Below are 13,218 nucleotides of genomic sequence, written 5' to 3'. Positions count from 1 at the left end.
ACAGCAAGGGGTTTTTTTTATCGTGCCAGCTGTTGAAAGTCAAAAGGAGTAATGGGTGTTTTTTGCTCAATTTCCTTTCGAAAACATGACAGCATGGCTTTTTCGTCAGAAGTCAATGTTTGGAGATCAAATGCTTGATGTAAAAGCCCATAAATAAGCATATGACGCAGCATGAGAAAATCAGGGATTGTTGCCAGCCACGCGTCATCAAACTCATTCTCCTGTCGATAGCCTTTTAGAAAATGACTCATAAATTCTGCCGTAAATTCAGCTTTATCATCATATGGAATCACTGGATACCAAAGAACATTGTATAGCAAAATACTAATATCATTGATAAACCAGTGGTATCCAATATCATCAAAATCAAATGCGATAATCTCTTCTTGATGATAATGAAAGTTCCCGTGATGCAAATCGGCATGCACCAGCCCATACACATCCTTCGAAATTCGGAGCTGGTGAAGCTTTTGCATCAATTCATCTTTTCTTCGAAGCACAACCGTTTGATCAGATGGAATATATTGATCAAGCTTTAATTGCTCCTCTTCATACCACTCTTGACGCTTATAGAGAGGATCTTTTACTTGATATTGTTTTGTTATTTGATGCATTCGTCCTGTATAGGACCCTAACGCTTCAAACAGCTTCCCATTCCAATCTCCTTCATTCACTTTTCTCCCCGGTGCTTTTTCATATACACGGAGTAAAAATGCGCCTCCGGCTTGATCAGGAATGGTTTCAACGTCTTTTCCTCTTGCTGATGAAATCGGCTTTGCTACGGAAATACCATGATGAGACAGGAATCGAAGCCAGTCCATTTCTCCTAAAATATATGTGGGTGAGCGACGAATGGTATGGGTGATTTTTAATATATAATTCTCCCCATTCATTGCCTTATATTCATACACATAATTTTCTGCATCGGCTAGAAATGTCACTTGGTCAAGCTGAAAGTCATACAAGTGAGCCGCTTTCTTTAAGACTTTCTGTTCATCGTATCGTGCTTTTACTTCTTTATGCATGCTGATTCTCCTTTTATCGTCTTTTTAAATGTTCTTGACGGTAATCAGCATTATACGAGCATCAACATACCTGCCTTTCTTCTTGGTTTCTACTAATATTTTGACAAGAGTTTGGAAATCCCTCTTATTTAGTCATATATATGAACAGTCGGTTCTTTGTCCTCAGCATTTTTCGTGATCAGGGCTTCTTGTTGATCAGAAGATGTGATGTTGATTTCAATATTGGTACTCTTGTAGTAATCCATGACTTCACCGGTTAAATATTGTGTGAAGGCTACGACTTCCGTTTTTCCATAGAACTGCATTGGAATTTCGATTTTCATTTTTTGCAGGTTGCCGTTTTTGTAAAAGCCTTTTCCAACAACACCAGTGTAATTCGGGAAGTAATCTTCTACCTTTGTCTTGAAGCGGTCAAATCGCTCTGAATCATCTTTGTAGCTGCTTTTCGCACTATCTGAAGGGAAGAATACATTCTCCTCTTTGATCGTATCCCAATTTCCGATATCAGCGGAGCCTGCTTTCACATCTGTTTTGGCGATAAAGTTACCTGGAACGATAGATGATTTTGGTGCTTGCTTATAAAGGGCAATCATGACAGGCACTTTTTGCAGTCCGTCCATTTGACGAATTCGCTTGATCACTTGTTCAGCGATTTTTTCACCCTCTGCCAAAAGTTTCTTTGAATTTTTCGATGAATCGATGGTCACCTCTTGCTGAGGATCACCGATCTTTTCACGGTAATAATAAACCGAGTTCAGCGCAAGACCAATGACAACTCCGCCAAGCTGTAAGCTGTTTTTATCTTTTCGGATTAAGTAATTATGCTCTAGCATTGAAGCTAAGTAAATTGGACTATTTTCATTTTTAGACTTTGTTGAACCTGAGTTTGGAAGAGCAGGATTTAAGCCCAGATTCTTAAAGTCTTTATCTTCTTTTTCTGCCTTTTTCAGATCACTGCCTGTTTTTTTGCGCGCCAGCCAGCTGAGAACGGTGTCCTCATCTAAATGCTGTCCTTCTTGGAAAAGATAGTCGTTTGTATTAAATGACTCTGTTGCAAGGCGCATGAGTCCTGTTTCAAATTCATCAATGTCCAAGCGTGTATTGAGACGCTCCGCTGTTAGACCTCTAGCAGCTCCTTGTTTAAACGGCAGCACCATTTTGTAATAGGAGTCTGAGATATTGTACATCGGGATGATGGCTGTTTCCTTTGTTTCCTTCGTTTCATCCGTTTTTTGTGTGACCTCTTCCTCTTCCTTTCCCCCAAAAGGTGCACACGCTGACAATACCAGTGTGAGCATTGTCAGCAGCAATAACAACTTTTTCAATAGAAAACACTCCTCTTATTTCTTTAGCTCCTCGAGCATTTTAGCTTCGTCCCAAATTTCAATATTGAGTTCTTCTGCCTTTGTCAGCTTACTTCCCGCTGCTTCTCCGGCAATGACTAGATCTGTTTTTTTACTCACACTGCCTGCCAGTTTTCCGCCTAATGCTTCGATCGCTGCTTTTGCATCGTTTCGAGCCATTTCTTCTAATTTTCCTGTCAGCACAATGGTTTTTCCTGCAAAGTAGGAATCACTTTCTTCTGCTTTTACCGGCTTTGGCCCTGTGTAGGTCATATTGACTCCGAGCTCTTTTAGTTCGTTCAGCAGATCGAGTATTTCTTCTTTCTCAAAGTACGTGACGACGGCATCAGCCATTTTTTCACCGATTTCGTCGACTTCAAGTAATTGTTCTTTCGTCGCTTGCTTTAATTGATCGATGTTTTCGAAATGCATCGCCAAGGTCTTTGCCGCTTTTGAACCAATAAATCGAATACCGAGTCCAAATAGTAAACGCTCAAGAGAGTTTTCTTTCGATTGTTCAATTGAACGCAGTAAATTGTCGACAGATTTTTCGCCCATTCGTTCAAGCTGAATGAGCTCTTCTTTCGTTAATCGATAAAGGTCGGACACACGAGAAACGAGCTGTTCCTTGAAGAGCTGTGTAATGACCCGCTCGCCAAGTCCATCAATATTCATTGCATTACGGGAAACGAAGTGAATGAGTCCCTCACGTATTTGGGCAGGACATTCTGGATTGATGCATCGCAATGCCACTTCGCCTTCGATTCGCACCAGCTCACTATGACACTCTGGACATTCAGTTGGCATGTGAAACGGTTTTTCTTCGCCTGTACGCTGATCAACAAGGACACCTGCGACTTCAGGAATAATATCCCCGGCTTTTTTCACAATCACTTGATCGAACAAGCGAATATCCTTTTCTTTGATCAAATCTTCATTATGAAGAGATGCACGCTGAACTGTTGTCCCTGCGACTTTGACAGGCTCAAGAATCGCTGTTGGTGTAATCACGCCTGTACGTCCGACACTTAGTTCAATATCAAGCAGCTTCGTTACGACCTCTTCAGCCGGAAACTTGTACGCAACCGCCCAGCGCGGGCTTTTTGCTGTGAAGCCGAGTTCTTCCTGCTGAGCGAGTGAATCGACTTTAATGACGATTCCATCGATTTCATATGAAAAATCGGCACGCTTTATTTTTAATGTTTCAATGAGGTCGATGACTTCTTCGATCGTTTGGCACATCCGTCTTTCTTTGTTTGTTTTAAAACCAAGTTCGTCGAGAAAATCAAGTCCTGCGCTTTGCGTTTCAACACCAATTTCATCAAGCTCCGCTATACTGTAGACGAATATATCAAGGTTTCGTTTCGCTGCAATTTTCGTATCAAGCTGACGAAGTGAACCTGCAGCCGCATTACGCGGGTTTGCAAACGGCTCTTCTTCGTTTTGTATTCTTTTTTCATTTAATGCTTCAAAAGAAGGTTTTGGCATAAATGCCTCGCCTCTCACTTCAATCGACAGAGGGCGTTTGATTTTAAGCGGGATGGAACGAATTGTTTTGAGATTTTCAGTAATATCCTCACCCGTTGTTCCATCGCCGCGCGTCGCTCCTCGGACAAACACGCCATTTTCATAACGGAGAGAAACAGCGAGTCCATCAATTTTCAGCTCGACATTGTATGCGATATCGTCACCGACTGCTTGACGAACCCGGCGGTCAAAATCAAGAAGGTCCTGTTCATTAAACGCATTCCCAAGGCTGAGCATTGGTGTGCCGTGACGCACTTTTTGAAAGGCGTCTAAAACAGCGCCGCCTACTCTTTGTGATGGAGAATCTGCTGCTTTTAAGTCAGGGTGCTCTTCCTCCAAAGAGATCAGCTCACGCATCCGCGCATCATACTCAGCGTCAGGAACACTTGGACGATCAAGTGTATGATATTCGTAGTTGTATTGATTCAAAATCTGGTGCAGTTCCTCGATCCGGCGTTTCGCTGCTTCTTTATCCATCTGCTTCTTCCTTTCAATTCATCCGTTTTGTCAGTCCTATCAGTTTATTGCTTCTCGATTGGTGCAAATGCTGCGAGAAGACGCTTAATGCCTGTAGGGCTTGGGAACGCAATATCAAGCTCTGTGCTGTCTCCGCTGCCTTTCACACTCACAACCGTACCAACGCCCCATTTTTTATGGGCCGCTTTATCGCCCACAGCCCAGCCAATACTGCCGCCGCCTGTGTTTTGAATGGTTTGTGTTTGCGGACGTGAGACAGGTCCCCGTCTTTGCGGTCTTTCTCTTGTTTGGCCAAACGGTGTTTTTGCTTCTTTTTTCTCATTTAGGTTGTCCAATAAATCGGCTGGTATTTCTCGAATGAATCTTGATTCAAGGTTCATGTTCGTCCGGCCGAAAAGTGTTCTCATTTTCGCACTTGATAAATAAAGCTCTTCTTCAGCCCGTGTGATGCCTACATAAGCGAGGCGGCGCTCTTCTTCCATCTCTGCATCTTCCATTAATGAACGGCTGTGCGGGAAGACACCCTCCTCCATTCCCATTAAGAAAACAACAGGGAATTCCAGACCTTTTGCGGCGTGAAGTGTCATTAAGATGACGGCATCCTGATCTTCTTCTTCATTTTCGTCCAGCTTATCAATGTCTGCGACGAGGGCAAGATCTGTCAGGAAGGTCACAAGTGACTTGTCTTCATTTTGTTCTTCAAAGTTCTTCGTGACGGATAAAAACTCGTCAATATTTTCTAAGCGGCTTTGTGCTTCAATCGTTTTTTCGAGCTTAAGCGCTTCACGATAGCCTGTTTTCTCTAGGATTTCTTCTGTTAATTCTGTGACAGATAAATAATCCTGCATGTTCGTCATTTGATCGATGAGCTGTTTGAACTCATCAAGCGCATTGGCTGCTCGTGCACTCAGTCCAATGAAATCCACCTGACCAAGTGCTTCAAACATAGACAGGTCATTCATCTCCGCATATGCTGCAATTTTATCAACAGATGTCGCACCGATTCCGCGCTTTGGTACGTTGACAATTCGTGCAAAACTAATATCGTCATCTGGGTTTGCCACTAGGCGTAAGTATGCCAAGATGTCCTTGATCTCTTTTCTGTCATAGAACTTCGTGCCGCCGACAATGTTGTATTGAATGTTGGCTTTCATTAACGTTTCCTCTATGACACGAGACTGGGCATTTGTTCGGTAAAGGATCGCAAAATCGGATAATTTACGCTTTCCGCTTTGATGAAGCTGACGAATCTTTCCTGCGACAAATTGTCCCTCACCGAATTCATTATCTGCACGGTAATAGGCAATCTTCGCCCCTTCATCATTTTCTGTCCAAAGATTTTTCGGCTTTCGGTTTGCATTGTTTTGAATCACCGTATTTGCGGCATGCAAAATGCGTTTCGTCGATCTGTAATTTTGCTCAAGCAGAATCACTTCACTGGATGGATAATCTTTTTCAAAGGAGAGAATGTTTGTAATATCCGCTCCGCGCCAGCGATAAATAGACTGATCCGAGTCACCGACAACACATATATTTTGAAAACGCTGCGCGAGCAGTTTCACAAGCATGTACTGCGCTCTGTTCGTATCTTGATACTCATCCACATGAATGTATTGGAATTTCCGCTGATAGTGCTCTAACACTTCAGGGATGCGCTCAAATAGACGAATCGTCATCATAATTAAATCATCAAAGTCGAGTGATTGGTTTTTGAGTAAACGCTTTTGATAATCTGTATAGACATCGCTGACCACTTGATCATAGAAATCACCGGCTGTTTTGGCGTATTCCTCTGCGTCAATCAGTTCGTTTTTTGCACTGCTGATCGATCCTAAAATGCTGCGTGGATCGAACTTTTTAGGATCGATATTCCGTTCTTTTAAAATGTTTTTAATGACTGAAAGCTGGTCAGATGTGTCTAAAATAGAGAAGTTGCGATTCACACCAATGCGGTCAATATCGCGTCTTAAAATACGGACACACATGCTGTGGAACGTAGAGATCCAGATGTCATCCGCGCCAGGTCCTAAAATAGCCTGGACACGTTCACGCATTTCACGTGCTGCTTTATTTGTAAATGTAATCGCTAAAATGTTCCACGGAGCTACATGCTTTTCTGCCATTAAGTAGGCAATTCGATGTGTGAGCACCCGTGTCTTCCCGCTTCCTGCTCCTGCCATCAACAATAAAGGACCGTCTGTTGCTTTGACTGCTTCTTTCTGTGCGTCATTCAGCCCTTCTAATAGATGATTCGATATTTCATTCATTCCATTCACCGCCAATTCGAACTTATGTTCTATTTTAACCCGTTTCGTCTTATTTGACTATGATGACTTTTTGACTGCATCCACGGTCTTTAATGCTTCTTTGAAATTGTCATAAATGACGTTTCCTACAACCACGACGTCTGCATGCTGCGAGAAGTCTTTTGCCTGCTTAGCGTTCTCGATGCCGCCGCCATAAAAAAGAACTGTTTCATCAAGCACTGCTTTTGTTTCTTTGACAAGCTCTATGTCTCCAAGCGTTCCGCTGTATTCCAGATAAAAAATGGGCAGCTTCATCAAATGCTCTGCCACTCTTGCATATGCCCTGACGTCATCGATATCCAGCGCTGTATTTGCCTCTGTGAGCTTGGCCGCTTTACAATCTTCATTTAAGATGACATAACCTTCAGGCACAATCTCTTCCATTGACATCAAATCACCGAATTCCTTCATCGCGTCCTTATGAAGCCCGACAATCCAGTCAGGGTGAGTACTGTTTAAGACAGTCGGGATGAAATACAGATCAAAGCCCGGCACAATCATCTCATGTGTGGAGATTTCGAGCACACATGGCACTAGAAAGCGGCGGACCTTTGACATCAATTGAAGCACGTTGTCCTCTGTCACATGATCACTTCCGCCAATCAATATGGCATCCGTCCCAGATTCGCAAATCGCTTCTAGCTGTTCATCGGAAATTTCTTTATTTGGATCGAGTTTAAAGACATGCTTCCACTCGGTAACATCATACATGAAAAACGTTCCTCCATTCGTTTCATTCCATTTAAATATTATAACAAAATCAGTGACCGCAAAAAATGGGTAACCTCCTTCAGCTAAAAGTTTCATTCTTTTGAAAATGAGAGATTGTGACTTTAGATAAAATGGCTGGAGAATAGATGAAAAAATCGACTTGGAGAGGAGCTGAAAGAGGTTGATATTTTGGCACTTTGTCACATGCTATTATACAATAAAGGAATATTTTACTATAGATATAAAAAAGATCTATTGAACAGAGGTGACTCTTTTGAAAAGAACAATTACATATGAACAAAGTATAGATATCGGATACATCTATATCACCCCGCAATCGGAGCGTTTGAAAATCAAAGAAACCATTGAATTAGATGTCAATGAATGTATCAATGTAGATATCGATAAAGAGGACCGAGTGGCTGGATTGGAGTTATTTGCAGAAGAATCCGAAGTGCTGCGGAACGCTCCGGTTTATGAGGATCATCTTTCTTTACGTTTGACGGATCAGGAAGTTCTCTCAACCTATCATCTGTCAGGCATTGAATTTCAATTCTCGACATCTGATCACAATGGGCTGATCGGTTTTACCATTGTCGATCCTCTTCGATATAACATCACAAGAAAAAAACCGTTTTGATCTTTCAAAACGGTTTTTTTCAAACTATTGTCTCGCTTCATTAAAATAATGGACGGATGTCATGGCCCCTTCGTCGACCATCTTGTTGTCTTGGATATCTAATGGATCTGGGTGGCCGGCTTTTTCAGGAACCTTTTCATCTGACCGGAACATGCTTGCCCATTTTTTCAGATGCTGTTTATTTTTTACGGCTAATAACACAGCTCCTCCAACCCCTAATCCTGCAAGTACATACGCATTTGGACGCTTATTCATGTATGTTCCCTCCCCTTATGATCTTATTTGTAAGTTACCCCGCCTTTTCATTTCTAAACGTCACAATATGTTGATGTGGTTTCTCTTTTTATGAAAAGTGGAATAACAACAGCAATGAAAGAGAAAAGAGGGGATCTTCATGACCACAACCTTAATGATCATCGGCACATTGCTAATCATTTTTTTGATCATCCCAATCATTCTATTGATCTGGATTTGGATGAGGGATGAAAAACAAGAAGAACATTCAGTTCTGCGAAATTATCCGGTCATTGGAAAGCTGCGGTTTATCTTTGAAAAAATAGGACCTGAGCTTCGCCAATATCTGTTTCTGAATGACCGAGAGGAGCTGCCCTTCTCAAGAAGAGAATACGAGCAGGCGGTCATGTCAGGAAAGTACAAAAGCCGGACGATGGGCTTTGGATCAAAACGTGATTTTGACAAGCCAGGCTATTACATTCGAAACGTCCTGTTTCCAAAGCAGCGAGATGAACTACGAAGCGATCAATCTGAAAAAATCAAAACGAAAGTGTATCAAATTGATCAAGACAATTTACTGCGAAGAAGTGAACATTTCAAAGAAGTCGAAGCAAATCCTTATTTTCTCCATCAAGAGGATGTACAAGTCATTGGCGAACACACATGTCAAAAGCCTTTCCATGTGAAAGGACTGATCGGTCAATCCGCTATGAGCTACGGCTCCTTAGGCGACAGGGCCATTACAGCTTTATCCTCAGGATTAAAAATGGCCGGCGGTACGTGGATGAACACAGGTGAAGGCGGGCTTTCTCCTTATCACCTCAAAGGCGGCGCAGATATCATTTGTCAAATTGGGCCCGGTTTATTTGGCGTTAGAACAGAGGATGGCGCATTTTCCTTTGAAGAATTCAAGAAAAAAAGCGAGCACGAGGAAGTCAAAGCCTTTGAACTCAAGCTGGCACAAGGAGCAAAAACACGCGGCGGTCATATTGACGGCGAAAAAGTAACGGAAGAAATTGCGAATATCCGTAAATTACCGCCTCACCAATCCATTGACAGCCCAAACCGCTTTGAGATGTTCCACTCCATTCCTGACATGTTTGATTTCATTGAGGAGCTGCGGAGTATAGGCGGAAAGCCAGTTGGAATCAAACTTGTTGTCGGGCATAAAGAAAATATTGAAGAGCTTGCCAGCTATATGAAAAAAAGCGGGAAACACCCTGATTTCATTACAGTTGATGGCGGAGAAGGCGGTACAGGGGCGTCCTTTCATGAATTGGCGGATTCCGCAGGGCTGCCAATTTTCACGGCACTCCCTATGGTTCATCAAATTTTGAAAGAATACGGTGTCAGAGATCAGGTAAAGCTCTTTGCTTCTGGCAAGCTTCTATCGCCAGATAAAATTGCGATTGCCCTTTCAATGGGAGCTGACTTTGTGAATATTGCTAGAGGTCTCATGTTTTCAGTCGGATGCATTCGCGCCCAAGTCTGCCACACGAATAAATGCCCAGTCGGGGTCGCCACGACTGATCCAAAGCTGCAAAAGGGTTTATCGATTGAAGAAAAGAAATACCGAGTATGCAATTATATCCTTTCTCTTAGAGAAGGTCTGTTTAACTTATCCGCAGCTGCGGGAATAGAATCGCCTATTCATTTTAATGAAAAACATATTATTTTTAGACAAGAGAATGGCGAGACAAGCGAAGTGCCGATGTTCTCAGGCACACAGCCATCTGTCTAGCTTGAAAAGGTGCGGAAACGCACCTTTTTTTATTAACATTTTCGTATAAAGTTAGCAAACAGTAGAGTTTAAGAAAATCATCTCAAACGAAGATGACATCTCCTATGAATGAGAAAGATGGTTTATGGGCGAGCTAAATTAAAAAAACAGGGACCATTTATCAGTCCCTGCCCGCTTTTCATAAAAAAACTGCAAACAAGTCCATTTTTCGTGAAAAGGATTGTTTACAGTGAAAGCTGCATTATTTTGTTTCGTTATTTTCCTGCTGTTCGGCTACGCGGTCAAGTGCCATCGTATAGGCATCGTTGCCGTAGTTCAAGCAGCGTTTGACACGTGAGATGGTTGCAGTGCTTGCACCTGTTTCCGTCTCAATTTTATGATACGTGTTTCCCTCGCGAAGCATACGTGCTACTTCAAGACGCTGTGATAAAGATTGAATTTCATTGATGGTACACAAATCATCAAAGAATCGATAACATTCTTCCAGGTCTTTAAGGGATAAGATGGAGTTGAATAACTGATCTAAGCTTTTGCCCCTTAATTTATCAATTTGCATCTTAATACATCTTCTCCTTTACTATTGCCACACCGCTTCGCACGATCTTCTTCTAAGAAAGCGGTATCTTTCCTGACTAATTTTTTTAAAACCTCAGCAATGAGCTTTGAACAGATCATGACAGGTTTGGTTCTACGCTGAAAATGCCGTCAGGTTCTTTCGTAAGCCGAAGCTTCTTTATCGTAAACAAATTCGACAAGTTCTGTCATTTTCCTTGTATGACAATCTGACAAACTTGTTTGCTTCCTGTATAAAGATGACTTCTGCTTGGTTAGGTCTTCTGCCCTAATATATAGACTTTGCGGAAAGCTCAGCGAGACCCACAAATATGCGCCCCGCCTTGCTCGATCATTCAAAATATGCTGGCCGGTCAGCGTAACCGACAGAATCATTTTACAATTAGAGTACTTCATTCGTCATGTCAAAGCCCTCTGCTTTGTCAACAGCTCCACATAAGATCATGATCACTTACATGGCAGTGAAGAGAACCATAGCTCACTTCTGCCCTATAACAGCAGTCAGAAATGCGGCAAAGATGATACAGCTCCACTCTGTTATATTTTAACGCATTATAGACGGAAAGAGTACAGTTTTTTTCATGACATCAAATATTCCTCTTGGCGTCACTCGAATATATGGCAAATGTGTACTTTGGAAAAAGACAAGTGTATCAATTGGGCAGTCAAATGGATAGCCGCGCTCAATGAGCAGCTCGCGTAATGTTTGTTCCTGCTGAAGAACAGTCTCAAATGGTTCAGCCGATGCACAGCCTGATAATTGCAGCGGGATTTCATGCAAAATTTTCCCGTTCTCTGTGAGGACGATTCCCCCGCCAATTTCTTTCATCCGCTTATGTGCCAGCATCATATCCTCTTTATTTTTCCCGATCACTAAAATGTCACCCGTGAGCGAAAATGAGCTGACAAAGCCTTGCACTTTGTTTGCGAATCCTTTTAGCATCGTATTCACACGCCACTCGCCTTTTCGGTCAATTAGGCTAAAGAAGCTTTGATCATGGTCACATGACAGCTGGTTGATTGAGTTATCAATTTCCACTGTATAAGGCTCCATGATGACGGCATTTCTCATCTTCACACCCAGTGGCATAGAGAATTGCAAATCACTCATCGTCAGGTCATACCCCAAATCTAATGGAAGAAGCCCGCCATTTTCCCATTTTGTTTCTTGGAATTGATGCTGGTTCTCGCCATCTAATTTGAGGATAACCCCTTTAGATATGACCGTTTCAGGATTTGGGTTCATTGGATCATCTAAAATATTCAAAGAAGCCAGCCGTCCAGGACCGACAACGCCTAATAAGTCATCAATTTGATGGTATTTTGCAATGTTAAATGTCGCCATATTATACGCATCAATGATCGGCACGCCTTCTTCAAGGGCGATCGAAATCAAGCGGTTAATCATGCCTTCCTCATAAAAGTGAGGAGCAGCACCATCTGTTGTATAGAAAAAGTGGTCATAGTGTCTAAAATCACGCTCATGCAATTCTCTTAAAATGTTCACTAAATCTGGGCGGATGGAAGAATGCCGCAATGAAACATGATAGCCAAGGGACAAGCGTTTTAACACATCGTCCGCATTCATCGCTTCATGATCACTGTCCGCGCCAAACAGCTTCATTTTTGTTAGCGTTTTCTCAGAAGCTCCAGGGAAATGCCCTTCAATTCGTTTTCTCTGCTTCTTCGTTTCTTGCATGCAATATAAAATGAGATCATCACCGTCCATCAATCTTGGCCAGCTTGTTAATTCGCCGCCTTGAAGGACGTCAGGATGATCAATCCATTCCTTCCGGTAGTTGACTGGCAGCATCTCATCTTCATATCTGACTTCCGTTTGAAGATCGTATCTGGACCACCAGAAATACTGAAATGGCTGCTTTTTTAATTCACATAGAGTGGAAAGCGCTTTCTTTTCATTGCTTTGCAAAAGAAGAAATAAGTTATCGCTGACCATTGTTGTTGTGCCAAATTGAGACACATATTCTGCAAGTGATTGGGGATTATAAACATGGAACGGGTGCGCGTGAGGCTCTATATACCCAGGGACAATGTATTTCCCTTCACAATCAATCACACGTTTAGCTGATTTATTTTGAGGAAGCTCTGCTCCGACATAAACAATTCGATCATCATGTATCCAAATATTTGCCTTCACCCATTGCTTCAAAAACGGGTTAAGCACGAGTCCATTCGTTAAAAGGAGTGTTGGAACTATTTTTGAGTCGACTACATCGATTTGTGTGCGGATGTCATTATTTCTCCAATTAAAAGTACGTTCGGACATTCACATACTCTCCTTCATTTGTATTAGCCCTATCGTAACATAACGAACCACGTTACGCATTAATGAAACGTTACAATTTCTTGAAATCACACTTAAAATAATTTAAAAAAGGAGATTCACCTTCAATGAAACCTAATCTTGGCTTAATGGAAGCGCTCATTAGAATTGCCTGCGGAATGACAATATGTACTGTAGCTGGATCCCTATATGCTAGAAAACCATGGAGTAAAATGCTGCTTTTGGGCATCATGTTTGGCGGTATGAAACTAGGATCTGGCATTCTTCGTTTTTGTCCAGTGACATATATGTGTGAGCAGCAGGACACACATAAAGAGAAGGCTGAGTAAGGCAGCC

The 13,218-nt window shown here is 42.1% G+C and carries 11 protein-coding genes; 3 read left to right on the top strand and 8 right to left on the bottom strand.

Features of this window, described 5'->3' with window-relative positions; translation table 11 throughout:
* Nucleotides 1-17: 17 nt before the first annotated feature.
* The 5 genes from QR42_RS03365 to QR42_RS03345 all read right to left on the bottom strand — a co-directional run bounded on the left by QR42_RS03365 (nt 18) and on the right by QR42_RS03345 (nt 7,389).
* Nucleotides 18-1,025 carry a phosphotransferase enzyme family protein gene (locus QR42_RS03365; RefSeq protein WP_039176988.1) on the bottom strand — a complete coding sequence of 336 codons (1,008 nt, stop codon included), beginning with the start codon at nt 1,023-1,025 and terminating at the stop codon, nt 18-20.
* 128 nt (nt 1,026-1,153) lie between these two features.
* Nucleotides 1,154-2,350, bottom strand: coding sequence for a CamS family sex pheromone protein (locus tag QR42_RS03360; RefSeq protein WP_039176984.1), 1,197 nt, complete (start codon nt 2,348-2,350; stop codon nt 1,154-1,156).
* 15 nt (nt 2,351-2,365) lie between these two features.
* Entirely contained in the window at nt 2,366-4,372 is a 2,007-nt protein-coding gene (gene ligA / locus QR42_RS03355; protein WP_039176982.1) for an NAD-dependent DNA ligase LigA, read from the bottom strand.
* 44 nt (nt 4,373-4,416) lie between these two features.
* Nucleotides 4,417-6,639, bottom strand: a complete 2,223-nt coding sequence (pcrA, locus tag QR42_RS03350; RefSeq protein WP_039176979.1) for a DNA helicase PcrA — start codon at nt 6,637-6,639, stop codon at nt 4,417-4,419.
* A 57-nt stretch (nt 6,640-6,696) separates the two neighbouring features.
* Nucleotides 6,697-7,389, bottom strand: a complete 693-nt coding sequence (locus QR42_RS03345) for a heptaprenylglyceryl phosphate synthase (RefSeq protein WP_039176977.1) — start codon at nt 7,387-7,389, stop codon at nt 6,697-6,699.
* Between the two features lie 274 nt (nt 7,390-7,663).
* Here QR42_RS03345 and QR42_RS03340 point away from each other — a divergent pair, with 274 nt between their 5' ends.
* Nucleotides 7,664-8,029, top strand: coding sequence for a DUF2283 domain-containing protein (locus QR42_RS03340; RefSeq protein WP_039176974.1), 366 nt, complete (start codon nt 7,664-7,666; stop codon nt 8,027-8,029).
* Nucleotides 8,030-8,053: 24 nt separating this feature from the next.
* Here QR42_RS03340 and QR42_RS03335 read toward each other — a convergent pair whose 3' ends face one another.
* Entirely contained in the window at nt 8,054-8,284 is a 231-nt protein-coding gene (locus tag QR42_RS03335) for a hypothetical protein (protein ID WP_039176971.1), read from the bottom strand.
* Between the two features lie 139 nt (nt 8,285-8,423).
* Here QR42_RS03335 and QR42_RS03330 point away from each other — a divergent pair, with 139 nt between their 5' ends.
* Entirely contained in the window at nt 8,424-10,004 is a 1,581-nt protein-coding gene (locus tag QR42_RS03330) for an FMN-binding glutamate synthase family protein (protein WP_039176970.1), read from the top strand.
* A gap of 241 nt (nt 10,005-10,245) precedes the next feature.
* Here QR42_RS03330 and QR42_RS03325 read toward each other — a convergent pair whose 3' ends face one another.
* The gene (locus QR42_RS03325; protein ID WP_024424524.1) at nt 10,246-10,560 is read right to left on the bottom strand and encodes a YerC/YecD family TrpR-related protein; all 315 of its coding nucleotides are present in this window, start codon (nt 10,558-10,560) and stop codon (nt 10,246-10,248) included.
* A 561-nt stretch (nt 10,561-11,121) separates the two neighbouring features.
* Nucleotides 11,122-12,864, bottom strand: a complete 1,743-nt coding sequence (locus QR42_RS03320) for an adenine deaminase C-terminal domain-containing protein (protein ID WP_039176967.1) — start codon at nt 12,862-12,864, stop codon at nt 11,122-11,124.
* A 125-nt stretch (nt 12,865-12,989) separates the two neighbouring features.
* Between QR42_RS03320 and QR42_RS03315 the strand changes: the two genes are divergently transcribed.
* Entirely contained in the window at nt 12,990-13,211 is a 222-nt protein-coding gene (locus QR42_RS03315; RefSeq protein ID WP_024424522.1) for a YgaP family membrane protein, read from the top strand.
* Nucleotides 13,212-13,218 lie beyond the last annotated feature (7 nt).

Origin of the sequence: Bacillus sp. WP8 (assembly GCF_000800825.1) — a bacterium.
Taxonomy (GTDB): Bacteria; Bacillota; Bacilli; order Bacillales; family Bacillaceae; genus Bacillus; species Bacillus safensis.
Note: the sequence above shows the minus strand (reverse complement) of the source record. Positions and strands in the feature narration are given on the sequence as shown.

Coding starts and splice junctions, on each gene's coding strand:
- QR42_RS03365 (WP_039176988.1), bottom strand. CDS start 1,025: ATGCATAAAGAAGTAAAAGCACGATACGATGAACAGAAAGTCTTAAAG.
- ligA (WP_039176982.1), bottom strand. CDS start 4,372: ATGGATAAAGAAGCAGCGAAACGCCGGATCGAGGAACTGCACCAGATT.
- pcrA (WP_039176979.1), bottom strand. CDS start 6,639: ATGAATGAAATATCGAATCATCTATTAGAAGGGCTGAATGACGCACAG.
- QR42_RS03345 (WP_039176977.1), bottom strand. CDS start 7,389: ATGTATGATGTTACCGAGTGGAAGCATGTCTTTAAACTCGATCCAAAT.
- QR42_RS03335 (WP_039176971.1), bottom strand. CDS start 8,284: ATGAATAAGCGTCCAAATGCGTATGTACTTGCAGGATTAGGGGTTGGA.
- QR42_RS03330 (WP_039176970.1), top strand. CDS start 8,424: ATGACCACAACCTTAATGATCATCGGCACATTGCTAATCATTTTTTTG.
- QR42_RS03325 (WP_024424524.1), bottom strand. CDS start 10,560: ATGCAAATTGATAAATTAAGGGGCAAAAGCTTAGATCAGTTATTCAAC.
- QR42_RS03320 (WP_039176967.1), bottom strand. CDS start 12,864: ATGTCCGAACGTACTTTTAATTGGAGAAATAATGACATCCGCACACAA.
- QR42_RS03315 (WP_024424522.1), top strand. CDS start 12,990: ATGAAACCTAATCTTGGCTTAATGGAAGCGCTCATTAGAATTGCCTGC.